Here is a 20,199-nt window from a genome sequence, read left to right as displayed (position 1 = left end):
CGGGGTTGACTGGGCTGATGACCACCGTCGGCCGGACCGTGCGCACCGAGCGGGCCAGCTCCACCCAGGAGGCGATCTTGGTGGCCGCCGAGCGGCTCTACGCCGAGCACGGCATGTTCGCGGTGTCCAACCGGCAAGTCAGCGAGGCGGCCGGCCAGGGCAACAATGCCGCGGTCGGTTACCACTTCGGCACCAAGGCCGATCTGGTGCGCGCGATCGAGCACAAGCACCGCGGGCCCGTCGAGCAACTCCGCGAGCAGATGGTCGACGAGCTGTTGGCCTCGGGCACCGCCGATGGCCGGGACGCCGAACTGCGCAACTGGGTCGCCTGTTTGGTGCGGCCGCTCACCGATCACCTCGAGGAGCTGGGAAACCCCACGTGGTACGCGCGGTTCGCTGCGCAGGCGATGACCGACCCCGCCTACTACAACATCATCGTCAAGGGCGCGCTCAGCTCCCCGTCGCTGGTTCAGGTCGTGGAGGGCGTCAACCGTTGCCTGCCCGAGTTGCCCGCCGAGGTGCACTTCGAACGCAACATCATGGCTCGAAACCTGTTGATGCACACTTGCGCCGACCGTGAACGCGCGCTGGTTGCAGGTGCGTTGACGTCCCATCGTTCATGGCGCGCAGCGGCGTCCGGACTCATCGACGCGATCGTGGGCCTGTGGCTGGCGCCCGTGACGGCGTACGAGTGAGGGGTTTGGAAGATGAAAGTCACCGTTGACCAAGATGTTTGCGCCTCTTCGGGGAACTGTGTCATGAATGCGCCCGAAGTGTTCGACCAGCGTGACGACGACGGCGTGGTCGTCTTGCTCAATCCCAGTCCAACGGCCGACCAGGCCGAAGGCGCGCGGCGGGCGGCGGCCGCCTGCCCCGCCCTGGCCATCCACGTTGAAGAGTGAAATACGGCGAGGAATAAAAAATGTCAGACATTCTGACGAGTGCCACAACAGAGCAGACCTCCGAGATTCCGGACTACCCGATGGCCAGGCAGCCGCGCTGCCCGTTTGCCCCGCCACCGGATGTCATGGCACTGGCCGAGGCCAGGCCGCTGTCGCGGGTGCGCATCTGGGACGGCAGCACGCCGTGGCTCATCACCGGTTACGAGCAAGTGCGCGAGCTGTTCTCGGATTCACGGGTCAGCGTCGACGACCGGGTACCCGGCTTCCCGCACTGGAACGAGGGCATGTTGTCGACCGTGCACAAGCGGCCCCGCTCGGTGTTCACCTCCGACGGTGAGGAACACACCCGGTTCCGCCGCATGCTGTCCAAGCCGTTCACCTTCCGGCGCGTGGAGGGTCTGCGGCCGACGATCCAGCAGATCACCGACGACCACATCGATACGATGCTGGCCGGCCCGCAGCCGGCGGACGTCGTTGCCGCCATTGCGCTTCCGGTCCCGTCGCTGGTGATCAGCCAAATGCTCGGCGTGCCCTACGAGGACGCCGAGATGTTCCAGCACCACGCCAACGTTGGCCTCGCGCGCTTCGCCGCCGCCGAGGACACCATGAAGGGTGCGATGAGCCTGCACAAGTACCTGGCTCAGCTGGTCGAAGCCAAGATGGAAAACCCCGCGGAAGACGCTGTTTCCGATCTCGCCGAGCGGGTCAAGGCCGGCGAGCTCAGCGTCAAGGAAGCCGCGCAGTTGGGCACCGGACTGCTGATCGCCGGGCACGAGACGACCGCGAACATGATCGGGCTCGGAGTGCTTGCGTTGCTGGAGAATCCGGACCAGGCCGCCGTCATCCGCGACGCCGAGGACCCGAAGATTCTTGCCAACGCGGTGGAGGAATTGCTGCGCTACCTCAGCATCATTCAAAACGGACAGCGCCGCGTCGCTGTGGAAGACATTCATATCTGTGGCGAGACCATCCGCGCGAACGAAGGCATCATCATCGACCTGGCGCCGGCGAACTGGGACGCGCAGGCGTTTGCCGAACCGGATCGCCTGTACCTGCATCGCTCGGGAGCCGATCGCAACGTCGCCTTCGGCTACGGCCGCCACCAGTGTGTCGGACAACAACTGGCGCGGGCGGAACTGCAGATCGTGTTCCAGACGCTGCTGCGCCGCATCCCGACCATGGCCCTGGCCGTGCCGATCGACGAGGTCCCGTTCAAACATGACCGCCTCGCCTACGGCGTCTATGAACTTCCGGTGACCTGGTAGCCCAGCTCGCTGCCTTGAAAAAACTGCTGAAAAAACTGCGGATCCGAATGGAGGGTCAAAGATGACGACTCAAGCAAGCACGCTCTACCCGCCCGGAGGCTATGGCGCTCCGAAGGATCGGCGTGGCCACGCCGCCGGCAGCGATGTGGGACTGCCCGCGGGAACCGTGGTCTTCTCGGCCGACAACCACATCTCGCTCGCCGATGACATTTTCTACCAACGCTTCCCGGACGACATGAAAGACAAGGCGCCGCGGATCTGGTACGAGGACGGCGCCTACCAGGTCGGCCGCAAGGGGCAATCGTTCCTGCCGGGTGATTTCAGCGCGGTCCTGATGCAGTACGACGACCTGCCCGGCGCCGCCAGCACCAACATCGAGGCCCGGATTCAGGAATTGCACGACGACGGGGTCGAGAAGGAACTGGCGTTCCCCAACGCGGTGCTGGCGTTGTTCCACTACCCGGACAAGCAGCTTCGCGAGCTTGCCTTTCGCATCTACAACGAATACATCGCCGAACTGCAGGAGCGCTCGAACGGCCGCTTCTACGGCGCCGGCCTGATCAACTGGTGGGATCCGCAGGGCACCCGCAAGACTCTCGAAGAGCTGAAGTCATTGGGGCTCAAGACGTTCCTGCTGCCGCTCAACCCGGGCAAGGACGACGACGGCAACATCATCGACTACGGCAGCACCGCGATGCGGCCGGTGTGGGACGAGATCGAAGCCGCCGGGCTTCCGGTGACCCACCACATCGGGGAGACCCCACCGAAGACCCCGTGCCAGTTCAATAGTGTGGTGGTCGGCATGATGATCAACATCGACGGCTTCCGCGAGCAGTTCGCCAAGTATCTGTTCACCGGAATTCTCGATGATCACCCGGGCCTGCGGATCGGTTGGTTCGAGGGCGGAATCGCCTGGGTTCCTTGGGCTTTGCAGGATGCCGATCACCTGATGGGCTCGTACCAACACATGTTCAACCGGACGCTCGAGCACGAACCGCGCTACTACTGGGACACCCACATGAGCGCGTCGTTCATGGTTGACCCCCTGGGTCTGCAGCTGATCGATCAGATCGGGGTGGACAAGGTGATGTGGTCCAGCGACTATCCGCACAACGAGAGCACGTACGGCTATTCCGAGAAGTCGCTGAAGGCCGTTGTCGACGCGGTGGGTCCGGCGAACGCGGCGAAGATCGTCAGCGACAACGTCACGAAGTTCCTGGGTCTGTAGGGATGACGCTCGCGCAACTGCACACCAACACCGGTAACGGACTGGTGATTCCCGAAACGCCCGACCTCGCGCGCCTGCGCCGCGAGACGGGAGCCCGGCTGCGGTCGGCGATGACCGAGCGTGGCGTCGACGCGATGATCCTGCTCGGCAACAACGCCGTCGTCTACGCAACGGGCGCCAGTTGGCCCCTGGGCGACGCCGGGCTGTCTTATGTCGAGCGTCCTGTGGCCGTGGTACTCGCCGACGACGAGTGGCCGCACCTGTTCCTCCCGTTCCGGGAGGGGGCTTCACAGGAGTCGGACCTGCCCGCCGACCACCTGCACGGGCCGGTCTATCTCGAGTTCGACGAAGGCGTGGCCCATTTCGCGCGGACGATCGCCGAGCTGATTCCGGCCAAAGCGGTGGTCGCGGTCGACGAATGCACGGGGGCGATGTCGCGCGCCGCGAAAGCCCTGTTCCCGAACGGTGCCCCGGTCGACGCCGCGGCCATCGTCAGCGCGGCCAAGTCAGTCAAGACGCCGGATGAATTGTCGTGCATGCGCACCGCCATCCGGATCACCGACGAGGCCATGGTCGAGGTGCAAAAACGCCTGGCGCCCGGGATCCGTCAGATCGATTTGTCCGCAAGCTTTTTGCGTCGCGCCTTCGAGTTGGGCGCCACGGCCAGCATGCTCGAACCGATTTGGCAGGTGATGCCGCCGAGCAAGGCCGAAGGCGTGTGGACCACGCACGGCGACTTGGCGCTGCCACTGCTGAGCACCGAGCGCGAGCTGGCCGAGGGTGACGTGCTGTGGACCGACGTCAGCATCACCTACCAGGGCTACTGCTCCGACTTCGGACGTACCTGGATCGTCGGGCGCGACCCCTCCCCGCGCCAACAGGCGCAGTTCGACACCTGGTTCGAGATCATGACCGCCGTGCTGGGCGTCGCCAAGGCCGGAGCCACGGCGGCGGATCTGGGCCGGGCCGCGATCAAGGCCAACGGCGGCACCAAGCCCTGGCTGCCGCACTTCTACCTGGGCCATGGCATCGGCGTCAACGCCGCCGAAATGCCCATGATCGGAACCGATCTCGGCCAGGAGTTCGACGAGAATTTCGTTCTTCAATCCGGAATGGTGCTGGTCCTGGAGCCGGTGGTGTGGGAGGACGGCACCGGCGGCTACCGCAGTGAAGAGGTCCTGGTGATTACCGAGGAAGGCTGGATCCGTTTGACCGACTACCCCTATGACCCCTATGGGAACTGAAGTCCTGCCCGACGAGCGCACGCTGCGCTCGGGCCGTCGCCAGCGGGCTCTTGACCAGATGGCGGCGCACGATCTCGATGTTCTGGTCCTCGGTCGGCAAGCCAATGTCCGTTACGTCACCGGCGCGCCGCAGTTGTGGGTCGCCGGCACCCGGCCGTTCGGCCCGACCTGTGTGGTGGTGCGTGAGACCGGAGCCGTGCACCTCCTCAGCACGTGGGACGAGGGCGTGCCCGACGACATCCCCCACGAGAACCTTTACGGCATCTCCTGGAACCCGATGAACACGATGTCGGCGCTGCAGCGCATCGACGGTGCGGCCTGTGCTCGGCGCGTCGGAACCGATGCGCTCTCACCGGTTTTCGCCCAGCTGCTGCCGACCGCGTTCCCCAACGCACAGCTGGTCGACGGTGAGCTCGCGATGCGGGCGGCGCGCCGTGTCAAGACGGCCGAGGAGATCGCCGCGGTGCGGGAATCCGTCACGGTGGCCGAAACGGCGCTGGCGGCCGCGGTCGCCGAGTTGCGTCCGGGGGTCAGCGAACAAGCGCTGGCCGGTGTCGTGTTGGAGGCCTCGGCGGCCGGCGGCGTGAGCACGCCGTCGAATCAAGACGTGGCATGGGTGACCTCGCGCACGCACCCGTGGCGACGCGCCGACGCCGACAGCCGCATCCGGGACGGCGATCTGGTGGCGTTCTCCGCCGGAGTCCTGGCCGGGGGCTATGTCGGCGAGGTGGGACGCACCTGGCCGGCCGGCAAGAAGCAGGTGCCCGGCGGCGTGGCGCTGTACCGGCGCTGGGACAGCCTGTGGGACAGGCTGATCGAAGCCTGCCGGCCCGGCGCCGGAGCGAGCGAACTGATGGCCGCCTACCAAGCCGCGGGGGAGCCGGACCCACCGATGCCGGTGGCCCGCGGCCTGGGCATGGGGTTCGACCCACCCGTCGTCTCCCAGCATCTGCCCGCGACCGCGGCCGAAGAACGCTTGGAGCCCGGAATGGTGCTCGCCGTGACCGGCTATGTGTGGGAAGAAGGAGTCGGCGCGGTGTTCGGGCGAGAAGCGGTCCTGATCACCGCCGACGGCCCCGAAGTGCTCACCGCGAGCCCGTTCTGGCAGCCCTAGCCATGCCCGACCCTGCCGAGCCCTCCGGGCCGCCGGCCGAGGAGATCATCCGGTACGACAAAGACGTCAAGACGCGGATCGCCACGATCACGTTCGACCGGCCGGATTACCTCAACGCGCCGACGATCGCGGCGCGCCTGCGTTACGCGGATCTGTTGCACCGCGCGAACATTGACGACGACGTCAGGGTTCTGGTGGTCCGGGGGGCCGGCGACGACCTTGGCTCCGGGGCCGACCTGGTCGAGGTGATGCGGGTCCGCGATGAGGCCGACCAAGGGCCACGGCTCGCCGAATACCGGATCGGCGCCGAGGAAGTCAGGCACCCGCCGGAGGGCTCGTTTCGCAACGGTGCCACGCTCGGTCAGTGGTATGCCAATCCGAATTCCGGCATCCGCGGCCTGCAGGATTTCAAGAAGATCAGCATCCTCGAGGCCAAGGGCTACTGCTACGGCTGGCACTTTTACCAGGCCGCCGATGCCGACCTGGTGATCGCCAGCGACGACGCCCTGTTCGGGCATCCGTCGTTCCGGTATTACGGCTGGGGTCCCCGCATGTGGTGGTGGGCGCAGACCATGGGCATCCGCAAGTTCCAGGAGATGGTGTTTACCGGACGGGCTTTCACCGCTGCCGAGATGTACGACTGCAACTTTCTCAACAGCGTGGTGCCCAGGGATGAACTCGCGGCGGAGGTCGAAAAGTACGCCTTGGCCTGCGCCCGCAATCGTCCCACCGACACCGTCTTCATGCAGAAGGTCTTCTTCGAAATCATGAAGCAGTTCCAGGGCGAGTATCTGGGCAGCATGCTCAGCGGCGTCTTCGAGTCGATGGGCGGCATGGTCCGCCCTGATGCCGGTGATGAACTGACGCTCGCCGGCGCCATGGAACAGGGTCTGGGGGATGCGGTCAAAGACAACGACGGCAAGTTCCCCGCCGATTGGCGGCTGAGCAAGAAGGCGCGCAAAAAAGCCAAGTCGAAGAAAAAGAATCCGTGACGCAACACCTGGCCGACCCGCCGCTGACCGGCTATACGGTGATCGATCTGTCCACCGGCATAGCCGGCGCCTACTGCACCAAGTTGCTCTGCGACGGCGGCGCCGACATCGTGAAAGTCGAACCCCCCGACGGCGATCCGCTACGCAAGTGGTCGGCCTCGGGCGCGACCATCCCGGCTGCTGGCGACGGCGCGTTGTTCAGCTTCTTGGCTGGTGCAAAGCACAGCGTCACTGCCGATCCGGCCGGCCACGACGACACCGAGCTGGTGAACCGGCTGCTGGCCTCCGCGGACGCGGTGGTCTGGTCTGCCGGTTCGGCGGTGGCCGACCACCCGGCTTTTTCGCCCGGCACCATCCATCGGCGCCACCCGCACTTGACCGTCACGGCGATCACACCGTTCGGATTGGAAGGCCCCTGGCGCGACCGCGCCGCAACAGAATTCACCCTGCAGGCGTGGTCGGGAGGAATCGTCGGGCTCGGCCGCGGCGAGCAGGAGCGCCCGCCCGTCTTCGTCGGCGGTCAGGTCGGCGAGTATCTGGCCGGCGCCTATGCCAGCGCGGCCACGCTCGCGTCGCGATGGCGCCGAATCGACGGTGGGGCAGGGGAACTGCTGGACCTGTCAATCCTCGAGACCCAGATCCTCTGCCTCACGTACTACCCGGTGTCCTACTTCGAGGTGCTCGGTCGGCCGTGGCGAGACATGCGACGGCCGACGATCCCGGGGGTGGCCCGGGCAAAAGACGGCCTGGTGGATCTCGGCTGCGGGACCGCGCCGCAGTGGTTCGACCTGTGCGCGATGGTGGGCCACCCGGAGTGGATCGACGAGGATTCACCGCTGTCGATCACGGAGCAGGCCAACATCCACGCCGACGAGCTCTTCGGCTGGCTGGCCGACACCACGGTCGACGAAATCCGGGAACTGGCATCGGCCTTTCGCATCCCGAACGCGCCCGTGGCCAACGGCGCGAACGTCACGTCGTTCGATCAGTTCGTGGAACGCGGTTCATTCGTCCGAAATCCGCGCGACGGCTTCCAGCAGCCGAGTCACCCCTACCGGATGCGGCCGGCGCAGTTGCGCACGCCGCAGCCGGCGCCGCGACTGGGGGAGCACACCGAGCATTACCGGGCCGCGGACCTCCCTGCGCGGCCCGCGCCGGCCGGCGTAGTGAAACCGTTGCCGCTCAATGGTCTTCGAGTGTTGGATATGACGACGTTCTGGGCGGGGCCCTGCGCCACGCACCTGCTGGCCATGCTCGGCGCCGAGGTCATCCACGTCGAATCCACCCGGCGCCCGGACGGCACACGGCTGATCGCCGGCGTGCCGGTCACCGAGGACCAGTGGTGGGAGAAGTCGCCTATCTTCGAGGCCCTGAACACCAACAAGAAGGGCCTGACGCTGGACCTGCAGAGCCCGCGCGGCAAGGAGTTGTTGCGCCGGCTCATCGCCACCTGCGACGTGGTCGTGGAAAACTTCACCCCGCGGGTGCTGGACCAGCTCGGGCTGGATTTCGCCACCGTTCAATCGATTCGGCCCGACGTGGTGATGGTGCGGATGCCCGGATTCGGTCTCGAAGGGCCATGGCGTGATAATCCGGCCTTCGCCTACGTCATCGAGGCCGCGTCCGGAGTCAGTTGGCTCACCGGCTACCCGGATCGCACACCGTATGACCCGTATTCGATCGGCGACCCCAACGCCGGCGTGCATGCGGCCAACGCGCTGCTGCTGGCGCTGGAACATCGCCGCCGCACCGGCGAGGGCGTGTTCGTCGAGGCGGCGATGGTCGATGCGGCCCTGAGCATCTCCGCCGAGCAGGTCATCGAGTACTCGGCGTACGGGGCGCTGCTGGAGCGTGCCGGCAACCGCGGGCCGACGGCGGCACCACAGAACCTCTACCGCACCGCGGATATCGACGAATTCGGCCGGCTCGACAGCTGGGTGGCCATTGCCGTGGCCCGCGACGAACAGTGGGTAAACCTGTGTCGTGCCATCGGATCACCCTCCTGGGCAACCGCTCCGGAGTTGTCGACGCACACCGGCCGCAGCGAGCACCACGATCTGATCGACGCACAGCTCGCAGCGTGGTGCGAAGGCCGCACCCGCGACGAGATCGTCGCCACCCTCTGGGGTGCCGGGGTGCCGGTGGCCAAGGTCATGCAACCGCATCGCCAAACCGAGTTGGAACAGTTGGCGTTCCGCGGTTTCTTCGAAGAAGTCGACCACCCGGTCAACGGCCCGGCTAGGCTCAGCACCGTGCCGATGAGATGCTCCGCCGGGCCCACCGCGTTCCACACCGAGCACGCGCCACTGCTGGGGCAGCACAACCACGAGCTGCTTACCGGACTCGGGTTGTCCGACGCCGAGATCGCCGCCCTGGAATCCGACGGTGTCATCGGCCGCGCCCCGGCGATGCACACGGCCGGCTGAGCGACGATGGCGATCGACCCCTCGAATATCCTCCTCACTGGTCGCGTCGCGGTGGTGACCGGCGGGGGCGCGGGCATCGGCCGCGGCATCGCGGCCGGGATGGCCGCTTTCGGCGCCCGGGTGGCGATCTGGGAGCGCGACCCCCAAACCTGCACGCAGGCAGCCGAATCCATCGACGGACTGGGAATCGTCACCGACGTCCGAGACAGCGGCCAGGTGGACGCCGCGCTGGAACGCACCATCGCAGATCTGGGCACTCCGACGATTCTGGTGAACAATGCCGGTGGCGTGTTCTCTTCGCCGCTGCTGGAAACCAGCGAGAACGGTTGGGACGCGCTCTATCGCGCCAACCTGCGCCACGTGCTGCTGTGCAGCCAGCGGGTCGCCCGAAAGATGGTGTCGGAGAGCCTGCCCGGCAGCATCATCTCGCTGACCTCGATCGAGGGCGTACGAGCGGCGCCGGGCTACGCCGCTTACGCGGCCGCCAAGGCCGGTGTCATCAATTACACGAAGACCGCGGCGCTGGAATTGGCTTCCCATGGGATCCGGGTCAACGCGATAGCGCCCGACATCACGCTCACCGAGGGGCTCGCGCAGCTCGGCGGCGAGGCCGCGACGAGCGCAATGCGCGACATGGTGCCGATGGGACGTCCCGGCCATGTCGACGAAATCGCCGGCGCTGCGGTGTTTCTGGCCTCGGACATGGCGACCTATCTGACCGGGCAGACGCTGCACATCGACGGCGGAACCCAAGCCTCCAGCGGGTGGTATCACGACCCACAGACCGGCGACTACCGGCTGGGCCCACCGAGCCATTCGGGCTAGTGCGTCCAGCCCTCGGCGGCCTGTTCGTCGAAGGTCTGGTCGATGCGCTCGAACCTGCGGCGAATCGAGGCCCGCGCGGCCGCATGCGGCAGGATATACAGCCGGTTGGCCAGAATGGCATCGGCGGTCAGCCGCGCGACATCGTCGGCGGTGACGCTCTCGTCCTGGGTGGGCAACGTTCCGAACGCTCCCTCGGGACTGGCCGACAGCCCGTAGTCCGCGCCGCGAATCCGTTCCGAATTCGAGACCAACTTGGTTTCCACGACCATCGGGCACAACACCGACACGCCAATGCCATTGGCCTTGACCTCACGCGCCAGCGTTTCGGCGAGCCCGACCACACCGTATTTGGCGACGCCGTAGGTCCCCAGACCGGCGTTGGGCACCAGGCCGGCGAAGGACGCGGTGAACGCGATGTGCCCCCCACTGCCCTGCTCGATCAACCTGGGCACGAATGCCTCGACGGCATGGATCGATCCCCACAGGTCGATGTCGATCACCCAGCGCCAGTCCTCGTGGTTCATCTCGCCCATCGCACCCGCGACGACGATGCCGGCATTGCTGAAAACGACGTCGACGCTGCCGAGCAACCGGAAGGCCTCGTCGGCGAGGTGAACCATCTCGTCGAGATTCCGGACGTCACAGACCACGCCGTGCGCGTCGAAGCCCTCGCCGCGCAGCCGATTCACCGCCTGGTCCAGCGCGGGCGCATCGACGTCGGAAAGCACCAAGCGGGCGCCGCGGCGGGCGAACTCGGTGGCGGTGGCCAAGCCGATGCCGCTGGCACCGCCGGTGACCACGGCCCCGCGGCCGTCGAAGCTAGACAGAAATCCGTCCATGGGACGGAACTCTATTTCAGGCAGCTACCCGCGTCGATCGGCAGGGTGACACCGGTGATGTAACGGGCCTCGTCGGAGGCGAAGAACAGCACCGCGTTGCTGATGTCGATCGGCTCGACCCAGGGGATCGGCAGCGTGTGGAACAACTGACAGATCGGCGCCATGTCGTCGGGACCCGGGTTCTCCAGGTCCGGCCGGAACATCTTGAAGGTGCCTTCGTTGTGCAGCATCGGAGTCTTGACATGCGTGGGGTGCACGGAGTTGACGCGAATCATGTGCTGTCCCAACTCAACTCCGAAGGCGCGCATCAGCCCGACGACACCGTGCTTGGCCGCGACGTAGTGGCCGGTGTGGGGGTAGGCCTTCAGCCCGCCGACCGAGCTGGTCAGGATGATGGATCCGCCGTTGCCGCCGGCAATTAGGTGCGGCACACCGGCTTTCACGGTCTTCCACACCCCGGCCAGGTTGATGTCGATCATCTCGGTCCAGTCTTCTTCGCTGGTCTTGTCCAAAGTCTCGCCGCCGTTACCGATTCCGGCGTTGGCCACGATGATGTCGAGCCGGCCGAGTTGTTCCACGCCACTGTCCACGGCCGCCTTGAGGGCGTCGTAGTCGCGCACGTCGACCTCGGCCGTGAAGATCCTGCGGTTATGCCCCTTGACCAGGTCGGCGGTCTCGGCCAGGTCCTCGGGTGTCGACGCCGGGATCGCGGTGTCCACCACGCCCTCGCGGATGGGCTTGCAGATGTCGACGGCGATGATGTCGGCGCCCTCCTCCGCCAGCCGCACCGCATGGCTGCGGCCCTGGCCGCGCGCCGCTCCGGTGACCAAGGCGACTTTGCCCTCAACACGTCCGGTCATGGCTACCTCAACTCCTGACTTGATCTGATCGGCACGCCTGCGCGGAGAACAATCGCGTCCCCGGATCGTGGGTCTTGCCGCTTTTGAACTCTGTCATTCGGCCATCACGGGTGTCAATGACGAATCCGTTTCGGCTATTCGTGGTTCTAGATATTAGAGAATCTCATTCTCACCGGCAAACGGCGTGCGCTATTTGGTCAGCTGTGGAGTGAGGAAGATTACGGCCGCCGGCGACGGCGCCCGGGCGCTACGCGACGAAGCCGCGCGAGCAGAAGTCCCAGACCTCTTCTGCGGTGATGGGGTGGGTCGTCGCGTCGTCGGGCCCGCCGCTGGACTGCGCGATGAACATCACCGTCTGCATCGTCATGGCCGCCACGCGCTTGGGGTTGATGGTGTTGCGCAGCTTGTCCGCCTCGTGCGCCGCGTCCATCAGTTCCGTCAGCAACGCCAGTAACGGCGCGTGAGCGACCTTGACCTCGGCCGGATGCGTCACCAGCAGTCGAGGAGCAAAGTCGGTGAACAGGGGGCGCTTGGCGGTCGGATCCGGGCGGGAGGCCTCGTACAACAGTTGTACGGCGACCTGCAGCCGCTCCAGCGGATCGGTGTGGCTCTCTGTGGCGGCGCGGATCTGGTCCGCGGAGCGGCTGAGCGCATCTTCGAACAGCGCCAGCAACAGTTCGTGCTTGCCGTCGAACTGCAGGTAGAAGCTGCGCAGCGACTGGCGGGAACGGTCGACGACCTCCTGCACGGTAAAGTCGGTGCTGCCCTTTTCGATGATGATGGCTTGGGCGGCGTCGAGGAAGCGCTGAACACGTTGCGCCGCCCGCAATTTCGCAGTCTTGATGGACCGCTCGACAGCACGCTGCTTCCAGGCCGGCTCTTCGCTCGGATTGGTCACGGCCGACTCAGGTGATTGCCGCGCTGGGAGAACATGGTTGGACTCTACCGGAGAACGCCGTGACATCGCTGCGCTCGACCCCCTCACGGATCACGTGTCGGAGATTATAACTTTCTTGCCACGAGAATACTATTCTCTTAGACGTGTGTAGGGAAGCGTAATCGCAAGAGTGAACCGCGCCGTTGGCGGAAAGCCTGATTTACCGCCGGCGCACGTACGCTCAGGACCACTCCGGGAAGTGCCGTGCAGCTGACGTTTGACGCCAACGTGGAGGCGTTCCGCGCCGAATTCGTCGCTTTCCTCGATGAGCATCTTCCCGCCGCGGCCGAGGCGCTGGATCGGCCGCAGTCGAGCTCGGACATCCCGGCGTGGGCACGCCAATGGCAACGCCTGCTGTTCGACAGCGGGTGGCTACTGCCCGGCAACCCGCCGGAGTTCGGCGGGCGCAACGCGACACTGCTGCAGCAATACGTGTACCAAGAAGAGTTGTCGCGACGTCGGATCTACCAAAGTTTCAACCCGCAGGGCGTGGGCATCATCGCGGCGTCGCTGTTGACGTTCGGCACCCCGGAACAGAAGCAGCGATGGGCGGTGCCGATCCTGCGGGCGGAGATCACCGCGTCGCTGGGCATGAGCGAACCGGGCGCGGGATCGGACCTCGCGTCGCTGAAAACCCGGGCGGTGCTTGACGGTGACCACTTCGTCGTCAACGGGCAGAAGGTGTGGACCTCGGGCGCCCACCACGCCGATGTGCTGTTGACATTCGTGCGCACAGATCCGGACGCACCAAAACACAAGGGCATCAGCGCATTACTGATTCCCACCGACACCCCAGGTGTGGTCCGCCGTCCGTTCGCCTCGGTCGGCGACATCGAAGACGTCGACTTCAACGAGGTCTTCTTCACCGATGCGCGGGTGCCGGCCGAGAACCTGGTGGGTGAGCTCAACGCGGGCTGGCGCGTCGCGACCGGTTCGCTCGGTCACGAACGCGCGATGCTGTGGCTGGATTACGCAGACATGTTGCACGCGCTGACCGTCGAGTCCCGCCCCTCGGGGCCCGTCCAGCGGGACCGCTACGCGACGCTGGTGATGGACTTCTACGCGATGCGACTGCTCGGGTCGGCGACGCTGGCCAAGGCGGCGCGCGGTGAAGAGGACGTCCCGGCCCAGTCGGTGCTCAAGCTGCTCGGCTCGGAGGCGATGCAGCGCGCCTGCGAGGACGCGCTGGCCGCCAAGGGCGGCGACGGACTGGTGTTGCACGGGATTACCGCGCCGTTCGCCCCGCTCAACCTGGACAGCCACTACGGTGCCTGGTTCGACCGGTACACGCGCACCTTCGCCGCGACTATCGCCGGCGGCACCTCGGAGATTCAGCGCAACATCATCGCCGAACGCGTCCTCGGGCTACCGCGGAATTGATCGGCGCGTCAGTGCTTCTGGACGTCCAGGCTGGCGTAGTAGCCGATAGCGACGAGACCCACCAGGATCGCGATCACCCCTAAAACCATTCCGGCCGACGCGGTTCGGGGATTGTTCGCCTCGCCACGGGTAACGCGGCGCCGGGCGATGTCGCCCGTCACCACCGCCGCGATGCCGAACGGCACTCCCAGCATCATCCAGCACGTGATGAGCCCGACCAGACCCAGCAGCAGCGAGGCGACGCCGACCTCGTTTCGCGGTGCCTCGGGGTGACTCATTGCGTCCCATCCTTGTGGTGTCGGGACGAGTCTACGTGGATATCACCTGGCAACTGTCAGGGCGCAGGCAGCGCCGTCACAGCTGGGCAAGCCGCAGCGCGGATCCCGTTGCCACCAGCGCGCTTCCGGCTTCGCGGGTGAGTTCTCGCGCGCTTCCCAGGAGGCCGTCGAGGATGAGCGAGCGCTTGATGTGATGGTGCAGCGGGTGTTCGGCGGTGAATCCGACACCGCCGAGCACCTGCTGGCAGTGACGTGCGGCGGTCAGCGCAGCCTGGCCGGCCGCGGCTTTGGCCAGCAGGGAGGCCAGCCCCTCGTCGTCGCACTCGGTGGCGGCCTGCAACGTCGCCTCGGCACCCTCGATGGCCACCAGTGTCTCGGCCAGTCGGTGTCGGATCGCCTGGAAGGAGCTGATGTGCCGACCGAACTGAACGCGGTCCAGGGCGTGCTGACGGGCCAGCGAGAGCATCGCGCGGCTGGTGCCGACCAGCCACCACCCCAGGGCCCGCCAACCCGCCTGCAGTGCGGCCGTGGGCAACGGATCGCCCTGCGGCACAGGGTGTATGGGAAGCAGCTCGTCGATCCCCGAATCGGACTCGTCGCGGCGCTCCCAGAGCACCCAGGACCCGCCGGCGAACGGCAGCGCCAGCGCGCCCCCGGGCGCATCACCGGCGGCGCACAGCACCACGTCGTTGAGCACGGGCGCGTGCGAGCCTGTCTCGCCGAGCAGCCTGAACACCAACGGTATTGCGATGTCGGGCATTTCGTCGAGCATGTCGCGCCATCCGAGATCGGTCAGCGCGGCGTCCAGCTTGGCTCCCGACGCCGCGCCCATCGTCGTCCGCAACGAGTCGGTCAGCAGCCGCAGCGACTCGGCGTCTGACTCGTTATCCGGCGAAGACGTCACGGTTCACTCCTTCCCGAGGTCGAGCAGCCGGCGGGCGATGATATTGCGCTGAATCTCGGCGGTGCCGCCATAGATCGTCGCCGCGCGCGAGTACAGGTACTCCGAACGCCACGGTGTGTCTTCGAGTTCGAGCTTCCCCGGCAACAGGTCGTGGACGGTGTCGTAGAGCCGCTGCTCGGCGGCGGCCAGCAATACCTTGTCGATGGAGGTTTCGGGGCCCAACCGGGCCCCGTCGCGCATCCGATGCTGAGTGGCGCGCGACCGGCAGCGCAAGGTATGCAGCGCCAGATATGCTCCGCCAAGCGCGGATTCGTCGGGTTCATTGTTTTCGGATGCTTCGGCGATGAGGTCGTCGAAGCGGGAATAGAGGTAGGCGATCCGCTGCCAGAAGCAGGACGAACGCTCAAAGGGCAGCAGGTCCATGGCGAGTCGCCACCCGTCCCCGGGCCGGCCGAGCATCCGGCTCGCCGGAATCACCACGTCGTCGTAGTACACCTCGCAGAATTCGTCCACGCCGTGCATCGTTCGCAGCGGCCGGACGGTGATGCCGGGGGTGTCGAGGTCGACGAAGAAGGCGGTGATGCCGTCGTAGCCGGGCTCGGTGCGGGTGAGCAGGACGCACCGCGTCGAGAACTGCGCGAAGCTCGTCCACACCTTTTGCCCGTTGACGATCCAGTTGTCGCCTTGTTGGGTCGCGCGGGTCGTCAGCGAGGCGAGGTCACTGCCGGATCCCGGCTCGGAAAAGCCCTGACACCATTGCTCTTCGCCGCTCAGCAGCCGCGGCACCATTTCCGCGGCGAGCTCTGGGGGTGCGTAGTCGATCATGGTGGGCGCGAGCACTTCGAGCATCGAGTACGGCCCGGGTTCGGCCAGGCGGCGACCGACCACTTCTTCGCCGACGACCGCCCGCAGGACCGCCGGACCGCCCAATCCGCCGACTTCTTTCGGCCAGCCGTAACGCATCCAATCGGCGTCGTAGAGCGCGCGACTGACCCGGGCGAACTGCTGCATATGGCCCTGCAGCGAGTGGTCGGGCCCGGGTGTCAGGTCGTTGTCGTCGAGCCACGCGCGCAGGTCTGCTCGGAACTGCTCGACATTCACCGCACTGTCGATTGCGTGGCTCCTTAGGTCGTTGCCTGCGCCGCCGAGTCACCGGCGGGACGCCCGATGGCGTGCGGGCGCCCGGAATCGTGCACACCGCTGCGCCGGATGAAGGTCATCGCGCGGGTCTTCAGGCGCCACCCGTCGGCGGTCCGCACATAGGTGTCGCGATAGTAGCCGATCCGCATGTCGTGACTGGAATGGTCGATGAAGCACAGCGGTTGGGTTCCGGTTGCCGCGTCACCGTCAAGGTCGACCACCGCGGTCCCGGTGAGGAACAAGCCCTTTGGGGCTGCGGCCACCAGTTCCGGGAAACGGTTCAGGCTGTAGGTTTCGCCGAACGCGCTGTAGGTTCCGTCCGGGGTGAAGACGGCGACGAGTCCGTCGATGTCCTGCTGGGTGATGGTCACCGCGTAGCGGCCGAGCAGCTGCTGGATCTCGACGAGGTCGTCAGTTTTGGTCGGCTTTGTTGACATAGACCTTGCCACCTTTCATCACGAAGCTGACGTTACGGGTAACGGTGATGTCTTCCAACGGGTTTCCGGGCACGGCGATGATATCGGCGAGCTGGTCGGCCGCGAGGCGTCCCCGGTCGGTCGAGTTGATGAGCTCGGCCGCGGTGGTGGTGGCCGCGCGCAGCACCGCCAAAGGCGGCAAACCCCACTCCACCAGCGTGACGAGTTCGTCGGCGTTCTTGCCGTGGGGTATCGCCGGTGCGTCGGTGCCGACCGCGATTTTCACGCCGGCCTCATAGGCGGCTTTGACCGATGTCTTCGCCTTCGGGAACATCTCGGCGGCCTTGTCCTGTAACTCCTTCGGGGCGCGGGACACGTCCATCGCCTCGGCGAGCCTGCGGGTGGTCACCAGGAACCGGTCGTTGTCGACCAGCATCTGGATGGCCTCGTCGTCCATCAGGAAGCCGTGTTCGATGCAGTCGATACCGCACGCGACCGCGTGCTTGACCGCTTCCGCACCGTGGGTGTGCGCGGCGACGCGCAGCCCGCGCCGGTGCGCCTCGTCAACGATCGCGCGCAGCTCCTCATCCGAATAATGTTGTGCGCCAGCCTCACCGGTCAACGACATCACGCCGCCGGAGACACACACCTTGATCAGTTCGGCGCCGTGCTTGATCTGGTATCGCACCGCCTTGCGGATCTCGTCAATTCCATTGGCGATGCCCTCCTCGACCGTGAGCTCGAGTGCGCCCGGCATGAAGGCGGCGAACATCGTGGGGTCCAGGTGCCCGCCGGTGGGCGTGATGGCGTGGCCGGCCGGGACGATTCGGGGCCCCTCGATCCAGCCCGCGTCAATCGCCTTGCCCAGCGCGACATCCAGCAGGTACCCGCCGGTCTTGACGAACAGACCGAGGTTGCGCACGGTCGTGAACCCGGCGTGCAGCGTGCGTCGGGCGTTCCCGACCGCACGCAGCACCCGCGTCGGCGGGTCGTCCTGCACCTGCGACAGCCCGGGCGTCTCGCCCCGGCCGCCCATCAGGAGGTTGACCTCCATGTCCATCAGTCCCGGCAGCAGAATCTGGTCGCCGAGATCGATGATTTCGCCTTCGGGGTCGCCCCCGATACCGACGATCCGGTCACCCTCGATCCGCACGATGCCGGGCCGAACGATCTCGCCGCTATCAACGTCGAGAAGCCCGGCGGCCTTGAGCGTCAGCACGTGTCAGATCACCGGTTCCCGAAGCACTTCGACCCACGCCGCACCGCTGTCGGGGACGCGCGGCTGCTTCCATGCCTCGATCGGGAACGACACCATGACCAACGATTGCATAATGTGCATCAGGGTCTTTGCGTCATCCGGCAGATCGTCCAGCGGATACTTGTCGCAGTACGCGATTACGTCGTTCAGCAACGGGAAGGCGGCGTCGTAGAACTCCTGCATCTGAGGCATCGTCGAGGCCAGCCGTTTGGCGTAACGCTCGGGCTCAGTGGCCAGATCCCAGTCCAAATAGGGCTCGAGGGCGGCGAATTCAGACGGTAGCGCCATTGCGCTGGTACTCCTTCACGTAGTTGCTGGTCGTGTGGTGCAGATGGCGGATCAGGACTTCCTGGTCACACAGCAGGAACTCCTTGACGGCCCGGGTGCCGATCATGGTCTGGGTCGCTTCCAAGGTGTTGGCGTCCTGCAACGCATACTCCTTGAACGTCACGGCGGCCAGCTCCTGGGCCAGGCGTTCCCGCGCATTGCGCGGCGGGACGAAATACAGCGTGGACTCGAAGATGTGCTTGTCCACCGCGGTCGGCCAGTAATGGTAGGTCAGGTACCAGCCGGGTTCCCAGATCAGCAGCATGAAGTTCGGGTAGAACAGCCACGAGTCGATGCCCCACTGCGGCACCCGCTTCACGTTGACACCCGAAGGCAGCTCGAGCTTTTCGATGATCTCGGGCTTGTCCCAGGGGCCGAACAATCCGCTGCGCAACACCTGGTCCATCGGCTTGACCATGGACATGTCCGGGGGTGGCGCCTGACCGCCCCAGGTCGACTGCAGGCTGTGCGGGCCGGCTACCTCGTAGTGCAGCGCCTCGTAGCCGAACTTCTGGATCTTGGCGGCTTCTTCCTTGGTGTACTGCCCCTGGTGCAGGATCGGCGCGTGGTAGAACTCGACGAACGCGTCGATGAACAGCTTCCAGTTGCTGCCGACCTCGGCCCGGTAGGAGTAGGCCTCCGTCATCTCGCCGAAGGGGTAGCCCTCGATGCTCTTGGCCAGCGGCCCGAGGTAGTCGGTGAGTGGCGCCGCGTTGTCGTCGAAGTTGATGAAGATGAAGCCTTCCCACACTTCGCAGCGGACGGGCGCGAGGCCGTAGTCGCCCTTGTCGACATTGAAGAACTCTTCTTCTTGCTGGATGAAGGTCAGGTCACCGTCGAGGTTGTAGCGCCACGCGTGGTACTTGCAGGTGAACTGCCGGCAGGTGCCGGAGGTCTCCTCGTTGGGAAAGTCGTTCCACACCAGCTTGTTTCCGCGGTGGCGGCAGACGTTGTGATATGCCTTGACCGAGCCGTCCTTGGTCTTGACGATGATCACCGACGTGCCCTTGCCTGCGGACGGCAGTTCTCGGGTGAAGTAGCTGCCGGTGCGGGGGAGCCGGTTGACCCTTCCGACGTTCAGCCACATGCGCCGGAAGACCGCCTCACGCTCGGCTTCGAAGAATGCGGGATCGATCGAGTCGGTGTAGTCGACCGGCTCGGTGCCCAGTTCGGGATAGTTTTCTGTCCAGCTGCCGGCGGCTGGCTTGGGGAAGTGCGGCAACGTTCTTACTCCTCTTACTCGGCGTTGTTCGTGGCTGTGGCGGGGTGTTCGAGCTCGATGCCAAATGTGTTGAAGGCCATGGCCAGCAGGGCGTAGCAGCCGACCGTGAAGACGAAATCCATGCGTTGCTGGTCGTTGAGGCGCTCGCCCAGCGCCGCCCACGTGCGGTCGGACATTTCCGAGTTGTCCTCGAGTTCGTCGACCGCGGTGATCACGGCTTGGTCGAACGCGTCGAGGCCCTCCCCGCGTTGCACTGCCGCGATCTGGTCGTCGGTGATCCCTTCGTCCTTGGCCATGCTGACGTGGTGGGACAACTCGTAGGCGCACTGCCGACGATGGGCCACCCGCAGGATGGCCAGTTCGCGGATGCGAGGCGGCAGGGTCGACGACGTCAGCAGGTGCACATTGAATCGAAGGAACGCCTTGGCGAGCGCCGGGTGGTGCGCCAGCGTGGACAACGCGTTGTTGGTGTCCGCTGCACGCATGGCCGAGAGAGCCTGCTGGGTAGCCTCGTCCCACTGATCGGCGGGGAGTGGCCGCAAGCGCATTGGCAGTGTCCTCTCGGTGAAAGAGAATCATATTCTCATTTGCAACTAACAGACTGGCACGAAACGTGCGCCCGGTCAATGCCGGCGTGTTGTC

At 65.9% G+C, this 20,199-nt stretch carries 21 protein-coding genes and 1 pseudogene; 11 read left to right on the top strand and 11 right to left on the bottom strand.

The genetic code is table 11. From position 1 onward, the window contains the following. Positions 1 to 17: 17 nt before the first annotated feature. The 9 genes from ACZ50Z_RS16690 (at position 18) to ACZ50Z_RS16650 (ending at position 9,996) form a co-directional block, all read left to right on the top strand. A complete protein-coding gene (locus ACZ50Z_RS16690; protein ID WP_464484543.1) occupies positions 18 to 695 on the top strand; it encodes a TetR/AcrR family transcriptional regulator in 678 nt (225 codons plus the stop codon). Positions 696 to 707: 12 nt separating this feature from the next. Beyond that, positions 708 to 902 (top strand): ferredoxin, encoded by a 195-nt coding sequence (locus ACZ50Z_RS16685; protein WP_464484542.1) that lies wholly within the window; start codon positions 708 to 710, stop codon positions 900 to 902. A gap of 20 nt (positions 903 to 922) precedes the next feature. Next, a complete protein-coding gene (locus ACZ50Z_RS16680; protein ID WP_464484541.1) occupies positions 923 to 2,167 on the top strand; it encodes a cytochrome P450 in 1,245 nt (414 codons plus the stop codon). 166 nt (positions 2,168 to 2,333) lie between these two features. Continuing rightward, positions 2,334 to 3,395 carry an amidohydrolase family protein gene (locus tag ACZ50Z_RS16675; protein ID WP_464486280.1) on the top strand — a complete coding sequence of 354 codons (1,062 nt, stop codon included), beginning with the start codon at positions 2,334 to 2,336 and terminating at the stop codon, positions 3,393 to 3,395. Between the two features lie 2 nt (positions 3,396 to 3,397). Further along, positions 3,398 to 4,639, top strand: a complete 1,242-nt coding sequence (locus ACZ50Z_RS16670; protein WP_464484540.1) for a M24 family metallopeptidase — start codon at positions 3,398 to 3,400, stop codon at positions 4,637 to 4,639. Beyond that, on the top strand, positions 4,629 to 5,753 hold the full coding sequence (locus tag ACZ50Z_RS16665; RefSeq protein WP_464484539.1) for a M24 family metallopeptidase: 1,125 nt from the start codon (positions 4,629 to 4,631) through the stop codon (positions 5,751 to 5,753). Before ACZ50Z_RS16670 ends, ACZ50Z_RS16665 begins: the two co-directional genes overlap by 11 nt. A gap of 2 nt (positions 5,754 to 5,755) precedes the next feature. Next, on the top strand, positions 5,756 to 6,745 hold the full coding sequence (locus ACZ50Z_RS16660) for an enoyl-CoA hydratase/isomerase family protein (protein WP_464484538.1): 990 nt from the start codon (positions 5,756 to 5,758) through the stop codon (positions 6,743 to 6,745). Positions 6,746 to 6,753: 8 nt separating this feature from the next. After that, a complete protein-coding gene (locus ACZ50Z_RS16655; protein ID WP_464486279.1) occupies positions 6,754 to 9,171 on the top strand; it encodes a CaiB/BaiF CoA-transferase family protein in 2,418 nt (805 codons plus the stop codon). A 6-nt stretch (positions 9,172 to 9,177) separates the two neighbouring features. Further along, positions 9,178 to 9,996: an SDR family NAD(P)-dependent oxidoreductase gene (locus tag ACZ50Z_RS16650; RefSeq protein ID WP_464484537.1), complete on the top strand. Its 819-nt coding sequence runs from the start codon at positions 9,178 to 9,180 to the stop codon at positions 9,994 to 9,996. Here ACZ50Z_RS16650 and ACZ50Z_RS16645 read toward each other — a convergent pair. The 3 genes from ACZ50Z_RS16645 to ACZ50Z_RS16635 form a co-directional block, all read right to left on the bottom strand. Further along, positions 9,993 to 10,823, bottom strand: a complete 831-nt coding sequence (locus ACZ50Z_RS16645; RefSeq protein ID WP_464486278.1) for an SDR family NAD(P)-dependent oxidoreductase — start codon at positions 10,821 to 10,823, stop codon at positions 9,993 to 9,995. The genes ACZ50Z_RS16650 and ACZ50Z_RS16645 overlap by 4 nt on opposite strands. Positions 10,824 to 10,846: 23 nt before the next feature. Then, a complete protein-coding gene (locus ACZ50Z_RS16640) occupies positions 10,847 to 11,695 on the bottom strand; it encodes a mycofactocin-coupled SDR family oxidoreductase (protein ID WP_464484536.1) in 849 nt (282 codons plus the stop codon). A gap of 247 nt (positions 11,696 to 11,942) precedes the next feature. Further along, positions 11,943 to 12,593, bottom strand: a complete 651-nt coding sequence (locus ACZ50Z_RS16635) for a TetR/AcrR family transcriptional regulator (RefSeq protein ID WP_464484535.1) — start codon at positions 12,591 to 12,593, stop codon at positions 11,943 to 11,945. A gap of 243 nt (positions 12,594 to 12,836) precedes the next feature. On the opposite strand from ACZ50Z_RS16635, the pseudogene ACZ50Z_RS16630 reads away from it, so the two are divergent. Both ACZ50Z_RS16630 and ACZ50Z_RS16625 read left to right on the top strand, forming a co-directional pair. After that, a pseudogene (locus ACZ50Z_RS16630) lies at positions 12,837 to 13,442 on the top strand (acyl-CoA dehydrogenase family protein); the annotation flags it as partial. A gap of 144 nt (positions 13,443 to 13,586) precedes the next feature. Next, the gene (locus ACZ50Z_RS16625; protein ID WP_464486277.1) at positions 13,587 to 14,012 is read left to right on the top strand and encodes an acyl-CoA dehydrogenase family protein; all 426 of its coding nucleotides are present in this window, start codon (positions 13,587 to 13,589) and stop codon (positions 14,010 to 14,012) included. Between the two features lie 8 nt (positions 14,013 to 14,020). Here ACZ50Z_RS16625 and ACZ50Z_RS16620 read toward each other — a convergent pair whose 3' ends face one another. The 8 genes from ACZ50Z_RS16620 to ACZ50Z_RS16585 form a co-directional block, all read right to left on the bottom strand. Further along, complete coding sequence (locus tag ACZ50Z_RS16620; protein ID WP_464484534.1) at positions 14,021 to 14,290, bottom strand: DUF4190 domain-containing protein; 270 nt, start codon at positions 14,288 to 14,290, stop codon at positions 14,021 to 14,023. Between the two features lie 76 nt (positions 14,291 to 14,366). Beyond that, a complete protein-coding gene (locus ACZ50Z_RS16615; RefSeq protein WP_464486276.1) occupies positions 14,367 to 15,122 on the bottom strand; it encodes an acyl-CoA dehydrogenase family protein in 756 nt (251 codons plus the stop codon). Positions 15,123 to 15,197: 75 nt separating this feature from the next. Continuing rightward, positions 15,198 to 16,295, bottom strand: coding sequence for an acyl-CoA dehydrogenase family protein (locus ACZ50Z_RS16610; RefSeq protein WP_464484533.1), 1,098 nt, complete (start codon positions 16,293 to 16,295; stop codon positions 15,198 to 15,200). Between the two features lie 23 nt (positions 16,296 to 16,318). Then, positions 16,319 to 16,771 carry a nuclear transport factor 2 family protein gene (locus tag ACZ50Z_RS16605; RefSeq protein ID WP_464484532.1) on the bottom strand — a complete coding sequence of 151 codons (453 nt, stop codon included), beginning with the start codon at positions 16,769 to 16,771 and terminating at the stop codon, positions 16,319 to 16,321. Then, on the bottom strand, positions 16,746 to 17,969 hold the full coding sequence (locus ACZ50Z_RS16600; RefSeq protein ID WP_464484531.1) for a metal-dependent hydrolase family protein: 1,224 nt from the start codon (positions 17,967 to 17,969) through the stop codon (positions 16,746 to 16,748). Before ACZ50Z_RS16600 ends, ACZ50Z_RS16605 begins: the two co-directional genes overlap by 26 nt. A gap of 3 nt (positions 17,970 to 17,972) precedes the next feature. Then, on the bottom strand, positions 17,973 to 18,296 hold the full coding sequence (locus ACZ50Z_RS16595) for a hypothetical protein (protein ID WP_464484530.1): 324 nt from the start codon (positions 18,294 to 18,296) through the stop codon (positions 17,973 to 17,975). Then, positions 18,280 to 19,557: an aromatic ring-hydroxylating oxygenase subunit alpha gene (locus ACZ50Z_RS16590; RefSeq protein ID WP_464484529.1), complete on the bottom strand. Its 1,278-nt coding sequence runs from the start codon at positions 19,555 to 19,557 to the stop codon at positions 18,280 to 18,282. Before ACZ50Z_RS16590 ends, ACZ50Z_RS16595 begins: the two co-directional genes overlap by 17 nt. 14 nt (positions 19,558 to 19,571) lie before the next feature. Further along, positions 19,572 to 20,105, bottom strand: a complete 534-nt coding sequence (locus ACZ50Z_RS16585; RefSeq protein WP_464484528.1) for a carboxymuconolactone decarboxylase family protein — start codon at positions 20,103 to 20,105, stop codon at positions 19,572 to 19,574. Positions 20,106 to 20,199: the final 94 nt, after the last annotated feature.

The organism is Mycobacterium sp. NTMscope_MAC_269, from assembly GCF_976985695.1.
Note: the sequence above shows the minus strand (reverse complement) of the source record. Positions and strands in the feature narration are given on the sequence as shown.